This is a genomic window from Streptomyces bambusae, assembly GCF_019400985.1.
In the GTDB taxonomy this organism is placed as follows: Bacteria; Actinomycetota; Actinomycetes; order Streptomycetales; family Streptomycetaceae; genus Streptomyces; species Streptomyces bambusae_A.
This window is the reverse complement of sequence record NZ_WTFF01000011.1, coordinates 13,908-33,609: the sequence shown is the minus strand read 5'-3', so window position 1 is coordinate 33,609 and position 19,702 is coordinate 13,908. Positions and strand designations below refer to the sequence as shown.

Sequence of the window (19,702 nt, the reverse complement as noted above, 5' to 3'; positions counted from 1 at the left end):
GACGACTCCCGTCCGTCCGACGACTCTCGTCCGTCCGCGGCCGGGTGCCGAAGCTACCGGCCGGTGCCGAACGGCCGGTCGCGGCGGGCGTCGTGCAGCGCCGTGCCGGGCACCTCAAGGGCCGCGACCCGTCTGTGACCGCCGACAAGCTCGACAAGGCCTGGGTGGAAGGGGCAACGGTTGTGTACATCGGCAAGGCCGCGGGCCAGGACGGGCTGAATCAGCGGCTTGCCGATTACAGCCGCCACGGCGCCGGTCACCTGGCCGGCCACTGGGGCAGACGCTACATCTGGCAGCTGGCCGACTCGGACGCGCTGCTCGTTGCCTGGCGGCCGATGACCGAGGACGACGCGGGTGAGGCCGAGCGGGACCTGCTGCACGTGCACCAGGCGTTACGTAGCGGAAGGCGTGCGCAGCGGTGTGCGGCCAACCTCGATGGCTTCTGCCGCCTCCTTCTCGTCGTAGGTGAAGGTTCCTTCGCCGTGGCAGTCGTCGCACTTGTCCCAGACGAGCTCGGGTTCATCGTCGTCGGTGCCCCGAATGACTTGTACAGACCCGTCGCCGTCGCATTCGTAGCAGGTGAACTCGTACTCGCCGGGTACCAGTTCCATCGCGTTGTCCCTTCCCAGGAGCGTGTGTGGACTGCGATCCTAGCCATCCGCTGAGGTAGATCGTCACAGGGCGTACAGACGCACGATCTGGCGCCGATGTTCCTCAAGTCCCGATCCCTACGGGCCGATGGGTTGCCGTCCCCGAGATCGCCCGCAAGCTCGTCATCACCTCAGACAAGAGCCAGGGCAAGCGACCCTCGGCCGCCACCGTCCACCGCATCCTCGCCGAGGACGCCGACAGCAGCGAGGCCGACGCCGCGACGCGGCCGCGCTCGACCGCCTCACCGGCCGCCGCCCGGGCGCACTCCGCGCGGTCTGACGGCGGCCGGGTGCCTGTGCGGCCGGGCCCGTCTGTGGGGTCGGTCAGCCGACCCAGGCTCCGGTCATGGCGAGGACGGCGGAGCCGTCGAGGTCGGCCAGCTTGGCGCCGGTGAAGGTACGGGCCCAGTCGGTGGTCTGGATGCGGAAGGCGGGGCTGTCGGCGGTGAGGGCTTCCATGACCGCCTCGGCCGCGCCGGCCGGGGTCTGGGCGCCGTCCATGAACTGGCCCACGACGACGTCGATGTAGCTGCGCATCGCGTCGGCGTACGGTCCGGCGGCGGCGATCTCGGCCTCGATGTCCAGCCCGATGTTGGTGACGAACTCGGTGGCCACCGCGCCGGGCTCGATGACGGACACGCTCACGCCCACGGTCCGGGCGACCGGCGCCAGGCTCTCCATGTAGCCCTCGACGGCGAACTTCGCCGCGCAGTACGCCTCGTTGAAGGGCTGGCCGACGACGCCGCCGACGCTGGTGACGGTGATCAGTCGGCCGCCGGTGGCCCGCAGATGGGGGAGTGCGGCCTTGGAGACGTTCAGCACGCCGAAGAAGTTGACCTCCATGACCTCGCGGACGTCGGCGACGGAGTCGTTCTCCAGGGTGCCGACGTGGCCGGCGCCCGCGTTGTTGACCACCGCGTCCAGGCGGCCGTAGTCGGCGATCACGCCGTCGACGGCGGCGGCGACGGAGGCCTCGTCGACGACGTCGAGCTGCCGGATGTCGAGCTCGACGCCGGCCTCGGCGGCTGCCTTGCGCAGCGCGTCGGCGCGGCTGGGGTCACGGAGGGTGGCGACGGTGTTCCAGCCGGCCCGGGCGGCGGCGACGGCGGCGGCCAGGCCGATGCCGGAGGAGGTGCCGGTGATGAGGACGGTGCGGGGGGTGCTGGTGGAGGACATGAGGGTGCCTTTCGGGGAGCGCATTTATGTGCGTGCACACACATCATAGGTTTGTGTGTGTGCGCACGCAATCCCTAGACTTCCTTCCATGACACCCAAGGCGAAGAAGCTCACGCAGGCCGACATGCCGGAGGCGGACTTCGCCTTCTACGGTCTGGTCTGGGCCGGCACCACCCTCACCGAGCGCGTCGACCGGGCCCTGACCAAGGCGCACGACCTCCCCGTGTCGTGGTTCGAGGTCATGCTGTGGCTGGCCACCAGCCCCGAACCGGTGCCCGCCTCCGTCCTCGGCAACAGCACGATGCTCAGCCGGAGCCAGGTCTCCCGGGTCGTGGACGCCCTCCAGGGCCGCGGCCTGGTGGCCCGTACCCCCTCGGCGCGCGACGCCCGGTCGGTCGAGGTCTCCCTCACCGAGGAGGGGCGCCGGGTCTTCGCCGAGGCCGACGCCACCCGCCGCGAGGCACTGGCCCCGGTCTTCACCGACCTCCTCGACGCGCAGGACCTGGCGGCGCTCGGCGCGGTGTGGCGCAAGCTGAAGGCCGTGAAGGGGAAGGTGGCCGCGCCGTGACGGGCGGGTAGGAGTCCCGGCGCCGGGTCCCCGTCGCAGCTCCCTCGCGGCCCACTCGCAGTCCATCCGCAGTCCACCCGCAGTCCATTCGTACGTCGGCCGGAAAGGCGGAACGCGCATGACCCCTTCGGAGGAGGGCCGCGTCGGAGGCCCGGACGCGGAACACCCGCCCGGCGAGGGCTCGGGCTGGCGGCACCTGGACACGCGGCTGCTGCACCAGGGGGACTTCCTGACCCTGTGCCAGGACCGGGTGGTCCGGCCGGACGGTGCGGCCGGGACGTACGACCACGTGGTCACGGCGGACGCGGCCCGCGTCGTCGCGCTCGACGGGGACGGGCGCATCGCGCTCGTCGAGGACGGCTTCTACCTGCTGGGGCGGCGGGTGCTCCACCTGCCCGGCGGTGGCATCGAGGCGGGCGAGCCGCCGGAGGAAGCCGCCCGCCGCGAGTGCGCGGAGGAGATCGGCAGGCGGCCCGGGCATGTGCAGCTGCTGACGGTCCTCCACCCGCTGCCGGGCAGTACGGCCGCCGCGACCCACGTCTTCCTCGCCACCGGCCTGACCCCGGACCGCCGCGCGGCCCGGGACGCGACCGAGGCCGCCATGACGGTCCACTGGACACCGGTGGAGGAGGCGGTGCAGGCCGCGGTCTCCGGGCGGATCACGGAGGCCGGCAGCGTCGTCGGCCTACTGCTGGCCGCCCGACTCCTCCCAGGCGCCCCGTGACCCCGCTCGCGGCCCCGCCTGTGGCCCCGTCTGCGGCCCGACCTGCGGCCCCGCCCGCTGCCGGTGTTGCGGCGTACGGGCGCAGCCGGGGCGGGGTCGGGGCGGGGCCGGGCCGGGGATGGTGACCAGTCCGGGCGGTCGCCCGTACGGTCACCCGATGGTCACCCGACGCGCGCGGCGATGACCCGCGCGCACGCCAGTGACTCGGTCCGCGTGGTGTCCACCTCCAGGTCGTAGACCACGCCCCGGTGTACCGCCTCCGCCTGCGCCGCGGCCATCCCCGCGACCCGGTCGCCGCGGGCGGTCTCCCGGCCGGCCGCGACCGTGCCGTCGCAGCGGACCCCCACCCACAGCACGTCCAGGCCGTCCAGGGCCTCGCGCCAGCGCTGCTGGGACGCCGCGCCGCCGAGGAAGACCTCGTCGACGATGACCCGGGCGCCCGCCCGGACCATCGCGGCGACGCCCTTGCTCCACGCCGCGTCCAGCTTCCGGAACTCCGGCCCGACGCTCACGCCGCCGTCCGCGGCGAACTCGATGCCGGCGTCCGACGCCTGCAGGGACGCGGGCATCGCATCGACCAGGGTGTCGGCCCCGAGGGCCAGCCAGGGGTCCGGCAGGACGGCCTGCAGACACCGGGCGATGCCGGACTTGCCCGAACTGGATCCGCCGTTCAATACGATCACTTGAGTGGTCACCGCGTCACCGTAGAGGCGCTTCCCGCCGGAGCCCAACCCTTTTCGGGCTCGTCGGGCTCACCGGGCTCAGTCGTGCGGGGCCTCGCCGCTGACCCGGTGGTCGGCATGGCTGAGTGCCTCCAGGACCAGGCGCCGCAGGTGCCCGTCGGCCAGCCGGTAGTGCACGTGCCGGCCTTCGCGGCGGGTCTCGACCAGTCCGGACAGCCGAAGCTTCGCCAGATGCTGGCTGACGCCCGTCCGTGAGGCCGCGCACTGCTCGGCGAGCGTGCCGACGTCCGCCTCGCCCTGCGCCAGCAGCCACAGCAGGTGCAGCCGCGTCGGGTCGGCGAGCAGGCCGAAGACCGAGGCGGCCTCCGTCAGCCGGGTCCCGTCGACCGCGTGCTGATGCGCAGACGTGGCAAGTGATGAGGATTCGCTGACCGGCATGACCCCAGCGTAGGGCGGCTCCACGTCCGACAGGCGCTACACACCATCATGTGCATGCATGCGCACACGTGGGTATCGTTGAGGCGTGGCCCCGGACGCCCCTCCCGAAGGGACACCCCCGCATGCTCTCGGTCCTGCGCAACCGCACCTACCGGCACCTCTTCGCCGCCCAGGTCGTCGCCCTGACCGGCACGGGCCTGGCCACCGTCGCCCTCGGACTGCTCGCCTACGACATCGCGGGCGCCAGGGCCGGATCGGTCCTCGGCACCGCGCTGGCGATCAAGATGGTGGCGTACGTGGTCGTCGCCCCGGCCGTCGGCGCATTCGCGGGCCGCGTCCCGCGCCGCACCCTGATGACCGCCGCCGACCTGATCCGGGCGGCGGTGGCCCTGGCCCTGCCGTTCGTGGACCAGGTCTGGCAGGTCTACGCCCTCATCCTCGCCCTCCAGGCGGCCTCGGCAGCCTTCACCCCGGCCTTCCAGGCCGCCATCCCCGACGTGCTGCCCGAGGAGCGCGACTACACCCGGGCCCTGTCCATGTCCCGGCTCGCCTATGACCTGGAGAGCCTGTTCAGCCCGGCCCTGGCCGCAGCCCTGCTCACCGTCATGAGCTACAACTGGCTGTTCCTCGGCACGGTCGCGGGATTCGCCGGCTCCGCGGCGCTGGTCCTGTCCGCCGCCCTGCCGCGACCGGTGCCGGCGGCACGTCGCGCGGGCGCGGTGTACGCCAAGGCCGCCGCGGGCACCCGGCTGTTCTTCGCCGCCCCGCAGCTACGGGCCCTGATGCTGCTCAACCTCGCCGTGGCCGCGGCCGGCGCCCTGGTCACCGTCAACACCGTCGTCTACGTCCGCGACCACCTCGGCCGCGCCACCTCGGACGTCGCCCTCGCCCTCGGCGCGTACGGGGCCGGCTCCATGGCCGTCGCCCTGCTCCTGCCCCGGGTCCTGGACAGGGCCTCCGACCGTACGGTGATGCTGCGCGGCGCGCTCGCCCTGGCGGTGGTGTTCGCCGCGGCGGGCGGCATGACCGCGGCCGCCTCGGGCGGGTGGCGCTGGCCCGCACTGCTGGCGGCATGGGCGGGGTTCGGGGCGGCCGGCTCCATGGTGCTCACCCCCACCGGCCGCCTCATCCGCCGCGCGGCCCCGCCCGAGGAACGCACCGAGGCCTTCGCCGCCCAGTTCTCGCTGTCCCACGCCTGCTGGCTGCTGACCTATCCGCTGGCCGGCTGGGTGGGCGCCACCGCCGGCCTGACGGCCGCGGTCGTCGCCCTCGGCGCGATCGCCGCCGGCTCGGCGGTCGCGGCCGTCCGCCTGTGGCGCCCACCGGCTACTCGTACCGGTACAGCAGCGACTCCCGCTCGTGCTCCTCGATCTGCTCCAGTGTCAGGCCGGGCAGTCCCAGGTGCGAGAGGGTGATCTCGGCCGAGCTGGGCACGGCGTCCTCGCCGAGCCGCTGCTCCGGCTGCCAGGCGCCACTGCGCAGGAATGCCTTCGGGCAGTGCTGGTAGGCCTCCGCCACCTGGACCACGATCGCGCTGCCCGGCGGCTTGCCGACCGGGGTCAGCTGCTCCAGCAGCCTCTGCGCCCCTTCACTCATCGAGGCACCCACCGGGGGATCTTCCTTGCCCACGGCCTTGACCCGTCGCGCCCTGACGTCCGCGACCGCCGTCGCCCTGGCCACCGCGGGGCCGGTGGGCCTGACTGCGACGCCCTCCCACGGCGCGGGTCCGGCGTACCCGAACGACATGGCCTTCCTCCTCGGTGGTGTCACGGTCACGGATGTGTCCGTGGCCTCGGTCAACGACGAACTCCAGGCGACCTTCGTCACGACGGACAACCGGATCCTGCACACCATCCGCAGCGCGAACGGCTCCTGGACGAACGCCGCCCCCATCGACCTGACGGGCGTGACCGGCGGCCGCACCGGTATCGCCATCACGGCCACCTACAGCTGAAGGCCGTGACCTGACCCGGGTCCGGGGCGTCTGCGCGTCCCGGACCCGCGGGGGAGCAAACGACATGCGCGGAGAGGACAGGGAGGCGGCCGCCGACGAGCAGGCGGTGGACGGCACTCCCGACGAACGGGCCACGCTGCTCGGCCTTCGGGTCGAGTACCTCTTCACCTGCATCCAGCCCCTCGGACGGCGCTACACCCTGCAGGAAGTCGTCGACGGCATCCGGCAGATCACGTCCGGGCCGAACGCCCTGCGGCTGTCGGCCGGCCAGTTGTGGTCCCTGGTGAACGGCAGGGTGGCCAACCCGGCCGTCGGGTCACTGCGCGCCCTCGGCGCCTTCTTCGGTGTCCCCCTCGCCTACTTCGTCGACGACGAGGTCGCCGCGCGGGTTTCGGCACGGCTCGCGCTGGCCGCCGCCCTGCGGGCCAACGACGTCCGCTCGGTCGCCCTGAGGGCCGCCACCGTGGCGGCTGTGTCCGCCCAGGGGGTGGAAGCGGTGCGCTCCGTCCTCGACCTCCGCGGCGGCGCCGGCACGGAGGACGCGCCGTGAGGCGTGAGGAACGCGCCTGCTGCCGCCCCCTATGATCACGGTCATGATCGTGAACGAGGACATACGGGAAGAGGACACGCCCGACCAGGAGGACGCCGACGACCACTACTTCTACAGTCCGGCATGGCGCGCCCCTGCCCTGGGCGTGCCGGCGTGATCGGCGCCGCCCACCGCGCCGGGCCCGCCTGACGGCCGGTGCTGCCGGGTCAGGCGCCCGCGGGTATGTCCTCGGCTGCCGCACCCACCTCGGGGGCCCCACCCGACGTGAGGTCCGCACCTGATACGAGGGTCGCCCACCGCCGCAGGTCCGCTGATGCCGCGGCCGAGGGAGCGGCCCAGGCGATGTAGCCGTCCGGGCGGATGAGGAACAGGCCCCGGCCGTAGGCCTCGTAGGCGCCGGTCCGGGCCGTGCGCAGGTGGGGGAGGGGCGGCAGCTCCTCCGGCAGCTCGGTGTCCACGGCGAGCAGGGTGAAGTGCGGACCCCGGAAGACGTCGAAGAGCCGCAGGCCGTCGCGCCTGCCGTCGGGGGCACGGTCACCCGCGGTCAGGGCCTCCTCGGGCAGGCCGGGCCGGCCCTCGTGGGTGAGCGGGGAATCGCGGTGGTGGAGGCCGAGCTGCCGGGTGGCGGCGCCGCGCCGGGCCTGACCGCGGTGAATGCGCGTGGACAGGCCGAGCATGGCGGCCGCGTTGGGTCGGCGCTCCGCCTCGTACGTGTCGAGCAGGGACTCGGGCGCGCCGTCGCGCAGTACAGCGCCCAGCTTCCAGCCGAGGTTGTAGGCGTCCTGGACACTCGTGTTGAGCCCCTGGCCGCCGGCGGGCGAGTGGATGTGGGCGGCATCGCCCGCCAGGAAGACGCGGCCCTCGCGGAACCGGTCGGCGAGCGCCGCGTTGACGGTGAAGTCGGAGGCCCAGCGGACCTCGGTGACCTCCTCCGCGCGGACGTGCGTGAGCTCCGCCACCAGGGCGCGGATGTCGTCCGCGGTGAGCTCGGCGCGCGCCTGAGGGTACTGCGCGACGAACTGGAACTCCCCGGTGTGGGGGAGGGGGCACAGGGCGGCGAAGCCGCGGCTGCCGTCCTCGGCCGGCGGAAACATGTGCCAGTTGTCGCGGTCGAGGGAGTCGACGACGACGTCGGCGACGACCAGCGGGGTGGTGTCGACCTGCTCCCCCGTCATCTTGATGCCGAGGAGCCGGCGGACCGTGGAGCGGCCGCCGTCGGCCGCTGTCGCGTACTGCGCGCGCACCCTGACGGTGCCGCCGTCCCCGCCGGCCCGCGTGAGGACGGCGTGCACGCCCTCGGCGTCCTGGACGAGCCCGGTCAGCTCGTGTCCGAAGAGCACCTCGCCGCCCAGCTCGTGCAGGCGGGCGAGCAGTATCTCCTGCGTACGCCACTGGGGCAGCATCCACGGGCCCACGTACGGCGCCTGCTCCGTGGCCTCGACCGGCTCGAACATCTGCTGCTCGCCGAGCCGCACTCCGTCCTTCCAGGCCATGCCGACGGGCGTGGGGCCGCCCCAGCGCAGGACCTCGTCGAGGACGCCGAGGTCGTCGAAGACCTCCAACGTCCGCGGCTGGACGCCCTTGCCGCGGGAGCCGGGGAACAGCCCCGGGGAGCGTTCCACGATCATCGCGCGCACGCCGCGGCGCGCGAGGTCGCAGGCCAGGACCAGGCCGGTGGGACCCGCGCCCACGATCAGCACCTCGGTCGCGTTCTCCTTCTCGGACTCGCGCGTGTCCTCGGGCCCGCTTTCGCTTCCCGTCCCGTTCGCCGTCCCGTTCCCCGTCCCCATCCCCATCTCCGTCCCCATCCCCATCTCCGTCCCCGCCCCCATCTCCGTCCCCGCCCCCGTCCCGTTCCCTGCCCCGTCCACGCTCCCGTGCCCGTTCCTGCGCCCGTTCCTATGCCCGTCCTCGTTCCCGTTCCCGTTCCCGTTCCCGTTCATCGTCGTCTCCCGTCCGCTCCGTGGCCGCGCCGTACGCCCCCGACTCCGCTCCTTAACGACGTTAAGGAAGGTTGTGACACGAGAATGCCCTTAACGCTGTTAAGCTGTCAACCCCCGAATGTGGCGGAGTCGGACATCCGTGGATCCCGAGAGAAGGCAGGCGATGACCCCCGAGCACGACCACCCAGCGCCCCGCGTGTCGCCGCTGAGCCGTGAGTCTGTCGCCGAGGCCGCGCTGCGCCTGCTGAACGAGACGGGGCTGGAGAAGCTCACCCTGCGGGCCATCGCGACCGAGCTGAACGTGAAGGCGCCCGCGCTCTACTGGCACTTCAAGAACAAGCAGGAGCTCATCGACGAGATGGCCACCGAGATGTTCCGGCGCATGACGGCCGCCCCGCCGTCCCCCGCGCCCGACGCGGGCGGACCGGCGTGGCGAGAGATGCTGCTGGCCAACAACCGCGGCCTGCGGCGCGCCCTGCTCGCCTACCGCGACGGCGCGCGCGTCTTCAGCGGATCCAGGTTCACCGGCACCGAGCACGCCGAACACTCGGAGTCCCAGCTGAGGACCCTGGTCGAGGCGGGCTTCGACCTCCCCCAGGCCGTCCGTGCCCTGGTGACGACGTTCTCCTACACCCTGGGCTTCGTCACGGAGGAGCAGGGCGTCCACCCCGTGCAGGGCGAGCGGCGGGAGGGCTATGACGTGGCCGAGCGCAGTGAACGGCTCGCCGACTACCCACTCGCTGCGTCCGCGGGTACGCACATCTTCGAGGACTACGACGCCCACTTCGACGAGGGACTCCAGCTCATCCTCGACGGGGTCGCCGCCCGCTACGGTGCGCGTTGACGGCCGCCCGCTCCGTCGGAGTCGTCGGAGTCGTCGGAGTCAGTAGACGAGGTTGTAGGTGACGTCGTGGGGGAGCGGCGCAGGCGCCTCTTCCGGGAAGACCAGGCGTATCGAGGTGTACCGCTGCGTGCCGGGGCGTTCGGGCCAGGCCTGCGGGGCGATCAGGGTGACCTCCACCGGGTACGCGCGGAAGCGGCCCGCCGCGCAGTACGGCCGGCAGTCGTTGACCATGTCGGTGCCGGACGCCGTCGCGGTCTGCCCGCCCCAGCTGTCCCAGCGCAGTCCGACGAGCCGGTTGTTCCCGTCACCGCAGGCCAGCAGGTAATCCGCGGGGCGCACCTGTGGCGCGCCGAAGCAGTCGACGACCACGACCGGGACCGGGTCCCGAACGGGGGCGGACGCGGGGGCGGACGCGGACGCCGATGCGGATGTGGATGCGGATGCGGATGCGGATGTGGCCTGGGTCGCGGAGGCCGGAACGGTGGCGGCGACCAGTGCCACCACCCCGCAGAGCAGTGCTGTCGTCCGCGCGACCCCGGCCCCGCCCGTGCACGGGTGCCGACGGGTTCCCACCGTGCTCACGAACCCCTCCTCACCCTTCCGTTCCCGGCCGACGGCCACGCCGCGGCCACCGCCAGCTTCCCCCATCCGGGTGGGTCCCGCATCCGCTGGCGGCCTCGGCGCCGGCAGGTGTGATCAAGGGCGTGGCGGGGTAGAGCGGCTGCCCGGCTCGGTGCCCGAGCTGCCCGACCGAGCCGTGGGAAGGGCGCCGGTCCGGCCCTCCTGCCGGCCGGCCAGGAGGGCCGCGATGTCACCTCCGCACGGCTGCGTGCCCGAGGATCTCGCGTACCTCGGCGGCGATCGCGCTCTCGTTGCGCTCGAACTCGGGCCCGGTCAGCAGCTGCGGATCCGCCGGGAGCCCGGTCAGGACGGGGGTGTGCAGGTGGCCGCCGGGCAGCTGCGGGGCCAGCTCACCACGCAGCCGGTTGGAGCGGTAGGCGACCTCGTTGGACAGGTAGCCGCCCCCGCCGCCGGCCACGGCCCGCGACCCCGGAGTCGGGCCGTCCGCCCGGTCGACCGGGCCGGTCCCGCCGGCCGGTATCTCGGTGACGGAAGTGTTCAGCAACACCGGGTACGGGTTCTGTACGGAGCCGGTCACGGCGTCCGCCGGAAGAGTGCTGGGGATGAACTCCGGGCCCGGGCCGAGGCGGGGAGCGGTCACCGGATGCGTACGCGTACCCCCGGACAGGGCGCGGGCGTTGTCGGGGTAGGGGTCCGCCGAGCGCGAGCGGCCCGCCCATGCCTCCAGGGTGAACTTCCCCGGGTATCCCTGGCTGACGGTGGTGATGACGTCCGCCGAGCCGCGGCTGCCGGCGGCCAGCCGCGGGGCGAACGCCCGCTCCACGATGCCCGCGTCGAAGTCGGAGTACCGCACGGGGAGGACGACCGCGCGGATCTCGGCCGTACTGCCGTCGGCGAGCGTGACGCGCCGGCCGTTGAGCTGGAGGGCCGCCGAGCCGGACGGGTTGGCACGGCGTATCTCGGTGTCGAGTCCGAAGGGGTCGAAGCCGCTGATGAACACGCGCCGTACGCCGGGCGCGCCGCTGAAGCCGTTGTCCTTGAGGCCGCGTGAGGCGTCCTCGAAACGCGAGCGGAGGGCCGGGCGGTCCACCGGGAAGCGGGGCTCCCAGCGGGCGAGGGCGGCCGTCATCGCCAGCCGCGCCCAGTACAGCGGGCGGTCGTCGCCGGCCGCGAGATCGCCGCCGGCCCACCGGCCCTGGGCCCGTCGTACGGCGGCCTGCCAGAGGGCCTCGCCCCACCCGTCGAGCACCCGGCCCGCTTCGGCCGGGCCGCGGGCGCCGCACAGGGCGGCCGGGAAGCGCTGCACGAAGCCCGCCAGCCCGGCCCGCTCCACGAGGGCACTGGTACGGCCATCGGCCAGACGGGCCTGCTCGGGGTCGAGGGGCGCGGAGGGGGAGCCGGCACAGGAGGCGCCGTCAGCCGCGTGCGCGGGAGCGGAGACTGCTGCCGGAAGGACGCCGGCCAGGAGGACGGCGACCGTCGCGGCGCGACGTAAGAGCATCATGCGATGTGACACTACGTAGCTCCGGCCGACCCCACCAGCAGCCTCCGCGCCAACCATCCGCGCCGGCCCGGCAGTTGACTCGGCAGATTGTCGGGCCGGGAATCGGGCGGCTACGCGCCGCAGACTGCGGCGGGTGCGGAAGGCTCACACGCCCCTGTCGGCGGACGCGAGGGCGGCTTCCTCGTGGGCGTCGATGAGTTCGTCCCAGTGGTCGCGGGTCCAGGCGCACGCGGCGTCCAGCGGGCCGAGCAGGCCGCGGCCGAGCGCGGTGAGCGCGTAGTACACGCCGTGCTCCGGCAGCGGCTCCTCGGTGCGGGCGACGAACCCGCCGCGCTCCAAGGCGCGCAGGGAGTGCGTCAAGGACTTGGACGTGATGCCGCGCAGCGGGACCTTCAGCTCCGAGAACCGCCGCGGTCCGCCTTCGAGACAACGCAGGACCAACGGCGCCCACTTGTCGCCCACGCGGAAGGGCACCAGGGGCGACGGGCAGACAGGGTCGAACATCTCCGGGTCCAGGGAGGGCAGTTCTTCGCGGGGCCGCTCGTTCATGATCTACACCGTAGGCCGGTATCCGATCGGATACCAGGCCCTCTTCTACGGTCGGCGCCATGACGACGACGAACGAGAACGACAACAACGACAACGACGGGAACAACGACGGGAACAACAGCGCGAGCAAGAGCGGCGGCCGACCCGACGGGGTCGTCGTCTTCGGAGCGCGGGGCCGGATCGGCCGGGCCGTGGCCGCCGAGGCACGGTCGCGCGGGCTGCGGGTCACCGAGGCCGGCCGTGCCGAGGGCGACGTGACCTCGGCGGTGGACGTGGCGCGGCTGGCGGCGGGCCACCGGGCCGCGGTGGTCTCGGTGTACGACGGCCGGGCGGTCCCCGGGGAGTTCTTCCCCGCCGTGGCGCGGGCGCTGGCCGAGGGGCTGTCGCGGGCGGGGGTCGACCGGCTGGTCGTGGTGGGGCTGGCCTCCGTACTGGCGACGGACTCGGGGGCGTTGCTGATGGACACCCCGGGATACCCGCAGGAGTGGCGGGAGTTCTCCGCCGGGCACGGCGCCGGCACCGAGGCGCTCGCCGCGGCGGCGCCCGCCGGCCTGGACTGGGCGGTGGTGAGCCCCTCAGGAGACTTCGACCACGACGCCGCCGGTACGGGCGGGTACCGCTTCGCGGCGGCCGACGCCGGCCACCGGATCGCTCCCGCGGACTTCGCGCGGGCGGTGCTGGACGAGGTCCAGCAACCGACGGTGCACGCGGCGCACGCGGGAGTGGTCCAGCCGTGAGCGCTACGAAAGCCGAGCGCGAGGTCGCGACCGCCGCCGGGCCCCCGCAGAGGCCGCAGCCAGGATCCCCCGCCGAGGCCACGGACAGGACCCCCGCCGAAGCCACGGACAGGACCCCCGCCGAAGCCACGGACAGGACCCCCGCCGAAGCCACGGACGGGACCCCCGCCGCGACCGCGGCCGGGCTCCCCGCCTGGGGCGAGCCCGTGACGGACAGCCCCGACCCGTTGGTCGCCGACCACATCCGACGCTTCCTGGAAACGGGCGGGCAGCCTCGCCCCGGCATCAGCGACCTGCTGCTGACCACGCGCGGCCGCCGCTCGGGACGGCTGCGCCGCACGGCACTCGCCTACGTGCGGGACGCGGAGGCGTACGTGCTGACGGCGTCCGCCGCGGGCGCCGACCGGCACCCGGCCTGGTACCTGAACCTGCTCGCGGACCCGGCCGTCACCCTCCAGGTCGGCACCGGGACCTTCGCGGCGGTCGCGCGCGTGGCCACCCCGGCGGAGGCCGAGCGGCTGTGGCCGAGGGTGGTGGCGGCGATGCCCTCGTACGCGGCGTACCGCGAGGCGACGGAGCGGCGGATCCCCCTGGTGCTCGTCACGCCCGCGCCCCTGGAGCCGGCCGGCGCTACCGCTTCAGCAGGGTGATCACCCCCGACGTGTCCTCCCCGCCGTGCGCGGCCTCGTCGGCCTCCAGCCGGCGCCGCATCAGGTCGAGGTAGGGGCGGATCAGTTCCGCGCTGACGCCCTGCTCCTCGGCGGTGCGCAGCAGTGTCCCGCTGGCCGCGACCTGCATGGCGAGGTTGGACACGACGCCGGTGGTGAGGTCCCCGGAGGTCAGCCGCTCCGCGGCGTTCGCCACGAAGAACCCCATGGCCACCAGCCACTCCGACAGCAGCGGCGCCAGGTCCTTCGGGGCGATGTCCTCGCCGTCGATCAGGGCGAAGGCGTGCGAGATGCCGGCGAACAGGCCGTACATACCACTCAGCAGCGCCACGTCGTGCAGTGCGGCGTGCCCGGGGTCCGTTCCGACGAAGCGGGCCCCGGCCGGGACCTCCAGGACGGTCCGGTGGGCCTCGAAGAGAGCCTGGGAGCCGCTGTAGAAGATGTAGCCGCCGGTCTCGGGCGCGCCGATCATGTCCGGCGTGGCCATGATGCCGCCGTCCACGAACCGCGCGCCGCGCTGCGCCGCCCAGGCGGCGCGCTCCCGGCCCTCGGCGGGCGTACCGGTGGTGAGGTTGACCAGGTCCTTGCCGGTCAGGTCGATGCCGTCCAGGGCCGTGCCGACGCTGGTGTCGTCCAGCAAGCACACGACCACGAGGTCGTTCGCGGCGACGGCCTCGGCGGCGTCGGCGGCGACGCTCGCGCCCGCGCCGGCGAGGGCCTGTGCCTTGGCGGCGGTACGGTTCCAGACGGTGACGGGGTGGCCGGCGGCCAGCCAGGTACGGGCCAGGGCGGTGCCCATGTCACCGAGGCCGAGCAGGGTCAGGGGACGCTGCGCTGCGTCGGTGTCGGTGTCGGACATGGCGTCGGTCGTCGTGTCAGTCATGGCGTCAGTCATGGCATTAACCCTGTTGGCAGGCATGATGGTGATCAAGTACGCACTTCGAGGTGGGTGGTTACCCCGAAGTGAGCGAGCAGGTGGGGAGCGTGTGCGATGACGGTGACGCGAAGGCCCGGCGCGGACCACTGCGGGATCGCGGCGGCGATGTCCGTGATCGACGGCAAGTGGAAGGTGTCGATCCTGTGGGAGCTGTCGCAGCGGCCGCGCCGCTTCGGTGAGCTCCGCCGGCTCGTCCCGGGCGTGTCGGAGAAGGTGCTCGCGGCGCAGCTGCGCGAGCTGGAGACGGACGGCCTGATCCACCGCGAGGCCTACGACGAGGTCCCGCCCCGCGTCGAGTACTCCCTGACCCCCGTCGGCGAGGACCTCAACACCGCCATGGAACCCCTGGGGGCGTGGGGCAGCCGCCACCGGCTCCCGGAGACCGCGGAGCCGGCCTAGCCAGGTGCGTGGTGGTCCCGGGTTGCTGCGGGTACCGCGGGTAGCGGGGGCTGGCCCCACCCTCGAACGGCCGGGCAGCCGGATGGCCCGGGGGTCCGGTGTCGGCGACGGTGGGGCGGTACCGAGCAAGTCGCCTACAGAGAAGGCAAGAACGTGCGCATCGTCACAGCCACAGCCACAGCCACCGCCCTGGCCACTGCCGTCGCCCTGGCCCTCGTCGGCGCAGCCGCGCCGGCCGCCACCGCCCACCAGCCGGCCACCGACGGAATCTGGCGCACCGACGGCTACGGCACTGTGCTGTCCATCCGGGACGGAACCCTCCAGGAGTACCAGACCACCGCCGTCAGCTGCATCGCGGGCGACACCGCGCGGCGGACCGGCCCCGGCGCCTACACCACGCCCGGACGCACCGTCCTCACCGTGCGCACCCGCGGGGACCGCGACCGCGCCTCCGTACGGCTCGACGGCGACGTCGGCGAACGGAACCTGCGCCGGATGTCGGAACTGCCCGACGCCTGCACGCGTTCCTCCCCCGGGGGACCGCTCGCCTCCTTCGACGTCTTCTGGCAGTCCTTCGAGGAGAACTACCCCTTCTTCGCCGCCAAGGGCATCGACTGGCACGCCGTACGCGACCGGTACCGGCCCACGGTCCACGAAGGGACGACCCCGGACGAACTCTTCGCCGTCTTCAGCAAGATGGTCGAGCCGCTCCACGATGCCCACGTCGCCGTCCTGGACGTCGACGCCGACGGCAACGGCATTCCCGACCGGGTCTTCGCGCAGGTCCGCCCCGGCACCGTCCGGCCCGACAAGCTTGACGCCGAGGTCAAGAAGTTCGTGGTGGAGCGCGACCTCAAGAACGCCCGGAACCTCCAGGACTTCGCCGCCGGGCGGATCACCTACGCCGACCTCCCCGGCGGGCAGGGATACCTGCGGATCTCCGGCTTCGGCGGCTACGCGGGCGACGAGGCCTCCTACGCCGCCGAGCTGGCCGAGCTCGACAAGGCGCTGGACACGATCCTCGGCCAGGAGCGCACCCGGCACCTGAAAGGCCTGGTCATCGACCTGCGGATCAACGGCGGCGGTTCCGACGCCATGGGGCTCCACCTCGCCGGGCGGCTGACCGACACCCCCTACCTCGCCTACTCCAAGCGGGCCCGCAACGATCCCGCGGACCCCACCCGGCACACGCGCCCCCAGCCCCTGTACGTCACGCCCGCCCAGGGCCCCCGCTACACCGGACCGGTCGCCGTACTGACCGGCGGCTCCACCGTCAGCGCGGGAGAGACCTTCACCCAGGCCCTCATGGACCGGCCCGGCCGGACCGTGCGGATCGGGCAGCCCACGCAGGGCGTCTTCTCGGACGTCATGGTGCGCAAGCTCCCCAACGGCATGTCGGTCTGGCTGCCGAACGAGGAGCTGCTGACCCGGTCGGGCAGGACCTTCGACGGCGCGGGCATCCCGCCGCACCTCACCGAGCCGGTCTTCACCACGGAGGAGTTCGACCGGAACAAGGACTCGGCCTTCGACCGGGCCGTGAAGGTCCTGCGGGACTGAAGGGTGTTGCAGAAGGATCGGCCCTGCCCGGACCGAGTGGCTGCTGAGCATCGGCCGTGGTACCCCGCGCCGGTCGGGCCGAGGCGATCACCAGGCGACTGTCGGCGTGTCGTCGAAGTGGCGTCCGGCCGGCCCCGCCTCCGGGCGGCCGACGCCACTTCGACGACACCCCCTGCCTCCTCCGGGTCCCCGAAGGCCTGCGGGCTCGGAGTCGCTCAGTTCGTCCTGGTGTTGGTCAGATGCTTGCCGATGTAGCCGACGATGACCTTCCCCGTACTGCCCTTGGTGTCGTCGAGGAAGTGGATCCTCGGCGACTCCCCCTTGCTGTCGATCTTGAGGTGGGGCTGCATCTCGGCCCGGCCCGAAGGGGCGTACTGGGTGGGCACGGGCAGATGGCGCTCGGTGCCGTACTGCGACATGGTCGTGTCGGACTCGACCATGGTGACCTTCTTGACGGGCCAGCACGACTGCTCGGACTGGCAGTGCTCGTAGAAGCCGCCCTTGAAGCCCTCCCGGGCGTCCCGGCCGTACCGGTCCAGGGCGCGCAGGGCGGTCCACGTCTTGCCCGCCCAGACCCGGGCCCGGTCGGTCTCGTCCAGGGCCAGCGCCGGCGCCGGCAGGGCGCTGACGATGATGTTCTCGAATTCGCCGCAGCGGTCCCAGAGTTCCTCGAAGCCCGCCGGCAGGCCGGGCGGGGCGTCGACGATGACGGTCTCCTCCAGGCGGCCCTGCCGGGCGAGCCTGCTGCGCAGCATGTCGGCCTCGGCCCGGGCCCGTTCCACCTCCTCCAGTGCCTGGAGGTGGTCCTCCAGGTCGCTGTCCGCGCGGGCCCGCAGCGCGCGCAGATCACTGTCGAGGGAGGCACTCGTGCGCTGCAGCAGTTTCTCGCCGTTCTGGAGCTCGGTGATCTCCTCGTCGGCTATCTCCAGCAGCGCGCTCAGCTCGGCGACCTTGCGGCGCAGGCCGTCCACCTCGTTGCTGACCGCACGGGTGTCCAGGGCGGCCCGGCGGTCGTCGCGACGCTGGTCCTCCTCCGGGAAGACGAGCGTGCTCAGCGGCGCCGGCAGGGCGGCCTCGGTGGACATCCGCTGGACGATGCGGACGATGTTGTTCCATGAGCCGCTCCGGGGATCCGTCAGGCGGGCGACCGTGGAGTACCGGTGGCGCGGTCCGTCCGCGGGCCAGGCCGGGTCCACCTCCGGAAGGAACGTCCGGACGGCTCCCGGAGCGACGCGGTGGTGCTCGGCGGCCTGCCGGAACGCGTCGACGGCGGCCGTGTCGTCCAGCAGGTACGACGAGGCCGCGCCGGCGGCCTTCCGCATGGCCTTGTCCAGCCCCCGCCACCACACCGGTTCGGGGTGCCGCGGCGCCGCGGCCACGATGACCGGGCGCTGCCGGTCCGGATCGCAGAGCACCTCGATGAGTGCGCCGATGTCCTGTGCCGCGGTCGGTATCGGGGCCAGCGTGAGCCGGACCGGGCCGTCCTGGCAGCGCAGCCCCGCCACGAGCAGCTCCACCACGCGTGGCCGGGCCGGCTCGACCGCGTACCCGGGGTTGACGAAGCACTCGAGCCCGACCGACACGGCGGCAGGCCCAGGCCCAGGCCCGGTCCCGGTCCCGGGCCCGCCGTCGGCGACGGCCGTGACGGTCGTACGCCAGGTGGCCTCGTCGAGGTCCTCCCGTAACTGCAGGCGCATCGCACGCTCGGTGCCGTCGGCCCGGTAGGCGACCTGGGAGAGCAACAGCCGTTTGCCGTCCAGGTGGTGCAGTCCGGAGGCTATGGGGATCTCGCGGTGGAATTTCTCGTTCAGCCAGGTCCCGGTGATGCGGCGTACGTCGGGGAGGGTGGCGGAGCCGTCCGGGACGGTCAGCGCGGTGCGGTGGGCCAACGGGTTGCTCGGTTCGGACACGGCAGCTCACAAGCAGATCGGCAGTTCTGACGACGTTCCGAGCGTAGGGGCGCGGACCCCCTCCGGGTGGGCCAACGACCAAGGTGGGGTGCCCGCCCGGCAGCCGCCACCGCGACGCGCCGGCGGCCGCGGCGGTCGTCACGGCCCGAGTCGGGCGCGTCGGCCGGCGGTGCCCGTCGACCAGATCCCCTCGTACGCCTCCCGGTAGCCCCGGGGGTCCCAGGACGTGGCTCCGCCGCTGTTGTCGGCCGTGACGACGTGGACCGGGGCGACGTAGCCGCTGGCGGGCCGGCCGGCGAAGGCGCGGTTGAACTCGTCGACGATCTGCCAGCCCTGCTGGGTGAGGGGCTCGGGGACCGTGGCGGACTGGAACTGCCGGCTGTTGATGCGCTGGAAGGCGGAAGGGTCGCCGTCGCCCGCGCCGATGTTGAAGGGCGGCCCGCTCCCCGGCTTTCCGGCGGCGCGCAGGGCCGGGGCGGCATCGGCGAAGTACAGGTCGTTGATGGCGACGGAGTACGTCCAGTCGTCCCCGAAGCGGGAGAGGAGGGAGGAGACCTGCTGGGGGGTGCGCCGGCTCGCGTCCGGGATGGGGATGTTCTCGGACGACAGGAGCTCCACCCCGGAGCACGTCGCCAGCTCCTCCTTGATCAGCTCGGACTTGGTCCTGGCGAAGGGGATGGAGTCGTCGGTGAAGACGACGACCCCGGCGGCGCCGCCGGACCGGGCGATGACCCAGTCCGCGCTGATCCTCGCCACGTCCTCCACCTTCGTCGTGATGTTGGTGAAGAGTTCCGGACTCGTGCTCGGGCCGGGGGAGCTGACCGCGTGCCAGCCGATCAGCGGGATGCCCGCGGCCTCGGCCCGCGCCGCCTGCCGCGAGGTCGGCCGGGGGTCGAATCCGCCGATGACGATGCCCGACGGCTTGAGGGTGACCGCCTGGCTGAACGCGGCCTGGATGCCCGTCGGCGTGCCTTCCCCGTCGATCACGCGCACCTGCCAGCCGATGGCCTCCGCGGCCTCCCGCACGCCCTTGGCGACTCCGGCCACCCCCGGATTCGTCATGGTCTGCGCGACGTAGACGAGGGACTTGTCCGGCACCGCCCGAGGCCCGCTCGTGGGGCCGTTCCAGGAGGCGTCGGTACGCTCGGCCGCCCGCACCGCCTCCTTCGCCTGCTGCAGGACGGCCGGGCAGCCGGCGGGCGCCGGCCCGGTGGCACTCGACGGGCCGTTCCCGCACCCCGTGACGACGGCGGCGGTCGCCGTCACCAGGGCCGCGGCCACGAGGGCGGTCTTGTGGTACGGGTACACGGTGCTCCTGCTCCTGACACG

21 protein-coding genes and 1 pseudogene are annotated in these 19,702 nt (G+C 73.3%); 11 read left to right on the top strand and 11 right to left on the bottom strand.

What is annotated here, in order from left to right:
* Positions 1 to 134 precede the first annotated feature (134 nt).
* Positions 135 to 665 carry a hypothetical protein gene (locus GPJ59_RS37060; RefSeq protein WP_258023800.1) on the top strand — a complete coding sequence of 177 codons (531 nt, stop codon included), beginning with the start codon at positions 135 to 137 and terminating at the stop codon, positions 663 to 665.
* 309 nt (positions 666 to 974) lie between these two features.
* Here GPJ59_RS37060 and GPJ59_RS03545 read toward each other — a convergent pair whose 3' ends face one another.
* Complete coding sequence (locus tag GPJ59_RS03545) at positions 975 to 1,826, bottom strand: SDR family oxidoreductase (RefSeq protein ID WP_219664866.1); 852 nt, start codon at positions 1,824 to 1,826, stop codon at positions 975 to 977.
* 88 nt (positions 1,827 to 1,914) lie between these two features.
* On the opposite strand from GPJ59_RS03545, the gene GPJ59_RS03540 reads away from it, so the two are divergent.
* Together GPJ59_RS03540 and GPJ59_RS03535 are read left to right on the top strand one after the other, a co-directional pair.
* Positions 1,915 to 2,394, top strand: a complete 480-nt coding sequence (locus GPJ59_RS03540) for a MarR family winged helix-turn-helix transcriptional regulator (RefSeq protein ID WP_258023799.1) — start codon at positions 1,915 to 1,917, stop codon at positions 2,392 to 2,394.
* A 118-nt stretch (positions 2,395 to 2,512) separates the two neighbouring features.
* Positions 2,513 to 3,118 (top strand): NUDIX domain-containing protein, encoded by a 606-nt coding sequence (locus tag GPJ59_RS03535; RefSeq protein WP_219664865.1) that lies wholly within the window; start codon positions 2,513 to 2,515, stop codon positions 3,116 to 3,118.
* Between the two features lie 161 nt (positions 3,119 to 3,279).
* Here GPJ59_RS03535 and cpt read toward each other — a convergent pair whose 3' ends face one another.
* Complete coding sequence (gene cpt / locus GPJ59_RS03530; protein WP_308120107.1) at positions 3,280 to 3,813, bottom strand: chloramphenicol phosphotransferase CPT; 534 nt, start codon at positions 3,811 to 3,813, stop codon at positions 3,280 to 3,282.
* A 66-nt stretch (positions 3,814 to 3,879) separates the two neighbouring features.
* Entirely contained in the window at positions 3,880 to 4,239 is a 360-nt protein-coding gene (locus GPJ59_RS03525; RefSeq protein WP_219664864.1) for an ArsR/SmtB family transcription factor, read from the bottom strand.
* A gap of 122 nt (positions 4,240 to 4,361) precedes the next feature.
* On the opposite strand from GPJ59_RS03525, the gene GPJ59_RS03520 reads away from it, so the two are divergent.
* Complete coding sequence (locus tag GPJ59_RS03520) at positions 4,362 to 5,654, top strand: MFS transporter (RefSeq protein WP_219664863.1); 1,293 nt, start codon at positions 4,362 to 4,364, stop codon at positions 5,652 to 5,654.
* On the opposite strand, the pseudogene GPJ59_RS03515 reads toward GPJ59_RS03520, so the two are convergent.
* Positions 5,566 to 5,814, bottom strand: a pseudogene (locus tag GPJ59_RS03515) (MSMEG_1061 family FMN-dependent PPOX-type flavoprotein); the annotation flags it as partial. The gene GPJ59_RS03520 and the pseudogene GPJ59_RS03515 sit on opposite strands and share 89 nt — an antisense overlap.
* A 46-nt stretch (positions 5,815 to 5,860) precedes the next feature.
* On the opposite strand from GPJ59_RS03515, the gene GPJ59_RS03510 reads away from it, so the two are divergent.
* Both GPJ59_RS03510 and GPJ59_RS03505 read left to right on the top strand, forming a co-directional pair.
* Positions 5,861 to 6,193, top strand: a complete 333-nt coding sequence (locus tag GPJ59_RS03510) for a hypothetical protein (RefSeq protein ID WP_219664861.1) — start codon at positions 5,861 to 5,863, stop codon at positions 6,191 to 6,193.
* Positions 6,194 to 6,257: 64 nt separating this feature from the next.
* Entirely contained in the window at positions 6,258 to 6,743 is a 486-nt protein-coding gene (locus GPJ59_RS03505; protein WP_219664860.1) for a hypothetical protein, read from the top strand.
* A 206-nt stretch (positions 6,744 to 6,949) separates the two neighbouring features.
* Here the strand turns inward: GPJ59_RS03505 and GPJ59_RS03500 are convergent, their stop codons facing one another.
* A complete protein-coding gene (locus tag GPJ59_RS03500; protein ID WP_219664859.1) occupies positions 6,950 to 8,533 on the bottom strand; it encodes an FAD-dependent monooxygenase in 1,584 nt (527 codons plus the stop codon).
* Positions 8,534 to 8,849: 316 nt separating this feature from the next.
* Here GPJ59_RS03500 and GPJ59_RS03495 point away from each other — a divergent pair, with 316 nt between their 5' ends.
* Complete coding sequence (locus GPJ59_RS03495; RefSeq protein WP_219664858.1) at positions 8,850 to 9,530, top strand: TetR/AcrR family transcriptional regulator C-terminal domain-containing protein; 681 nt, start codon at positions 8,850 to 8,852, stop codon at positions 9,528 to 9,530.
* A 39-nt stretch (positions 9,531 to 9,569) separates the two neighbouring features.
* Here the strand turns inward: GPJ59_RS03495 and GPJ59_RS03490 are convergent, their stop codons facing one another.
* From GPJ59_RS03490 to GPJ59_RS03480, 3 genes are all read right to left on the bottom strand, one after another.
* Positions 9,570 to 10,112 carry a hypothetical protein gene (locus GPJ59_RS03490; RefSeq protein ID WP_308120106.1) on the bottom strand — a complete coding sequence of 181 codons (543 nt, stop codon included), beginning with the start codon at positions 10,110 to 10,112 and terminating at the stop codon, positions 9,570 to 9,572.
* Positions 10,113 to 10,341: 229 nt separating this feature from the next.
* Complete coding sequence (locus GPJ59_RS03485; protein ID WP_219664857.1) at positions 10,342 to 11,616, bottom strand: pyroglutamyl peptidase; 1,275 nt, start codon at positions 11,614 to 11,616, stop codon at positions 10,342 to 10,344.
* 144 nt (positions 11,617 to 11,760) lie between these two features.
* Positions 11,761 to 12,165 carry a winged helix-turn-helix transcriptional regulator gene (locus GPJ59_RS03480; protein ID WP_219664856.1) on the bottom strand — a complete coding sequence of 135 codons (405 nt, stop codon included), beginning with the start codon at positions 12,163 to 12,165 and terminating at the stop codon, positions 11,761 to 11,763.
* A gap of 59 nt (positions 12,166 to 12,224) precedes the next feature.
* Here GPJ59_RS03480 and GPJ59_RS03475 point away from each other — a divergent pair, with 59 nt between their 5' ends.
* Positions 12,225 to 12,902, top strand: a complete 678-nt coding sequence (locus tag GPJ59_RS03475) for an NAD(P)-dependent oxidoreductase (protein WP_219664855.1) — start codon at positions 12,225 to 12,227, stop codon at positions 12,900 to 12,902.
* On the top strand, positions 12,899 to 13,552 hold the full coding sequence (locus GPJ59_RS38380) for a nitroreductase/quinone reductase family protein (protein ID WP_308120105.1): 654 nt from the start codon (positions 12,899 to 12,901) through the stop codon (positions 13,550 to 13,552). The genes GPJ59_RS03475 and GPJ59_RS38380 overlap by 4 nt, the downstream gene beginning before the upstream one ends.
* Here the strand turns inward: GPJ59_RS38380 and GPJ59_RS03465 are convergent.
* Complete coding sequence (locus tag GPJ59_RS03465) at positions 13,533 to 14,453, bottom strand: NAD(P)-dependent oxidoreductase (protein ID WP_374200776.1); 921 nt, start codon at positions 14,451 to 14,453, stop codon at positions 13,533 to 13,535. The genes GPJ59_RS38380 and GPJ59_RS03465 overlap by 20 nt on opposite strands.
* Before the next feature lie 108 nt (positions 14,454 to 14,561).
* Here GPJ59_RS03465 and GPJ59_RS03460 point away from each other — a divergent pair, with 108 nt between their 5' ends.
* Complete coding sequence (locus tag GPJ59_RS03460; RefSeq protein WP_219664854.1) at positions 14,562 to 14,906, top strand: winged helix-turn-helix transcriptional regulator; 345 nt, start codon at positions 14,562 to 14,564, stop codon at positions 14,904 to 14,906.
* A gap of 153 nt (positions 14,907 to 15,059) precedes the next feature.
* Positions 15,060 to 16,463, top strand: a complete 1,404-nt coding sequence (locus GPJ59_RS03455) for a S41 family peptidase (protein ID WP_219664853.1) — start codon at positions 15,060 to 15,062, stop codon at positions 16,461 to 16,463.
* A gap of 215 nt (positions 16,464 to 16,678) precedes the next feature.
* Here the strand turns inward: GPJ59_RS03455 and GPJ59_RS03450 are convergent, their stop codons facing one another.
* Positions 16,679 to 18,373 (bottom strand): hypothetical protein, encoded by a 1,695-nt coding sequence (locus GPJ59_RS03450; protein ID WP_219664852.1) that lies wholly within the window; start codon positions 18,371 to 18,373, stop codon positions 16,679 to 16,681.
* A gap of 138 nt (positions 18,374 to 18,511) precedes the next feature.
* Entirely contained in the window at positions 18,512 to 19,681 is a 1,170-nt protein-coding gene (locus tag GPJ59_RS03445; protein ID WP_219664851.1) for a substrate-binding domain-containing protein, read from the bottom strand.
* Positions 19,682 to 19,702: the final 21 nt, after the last annotated feature.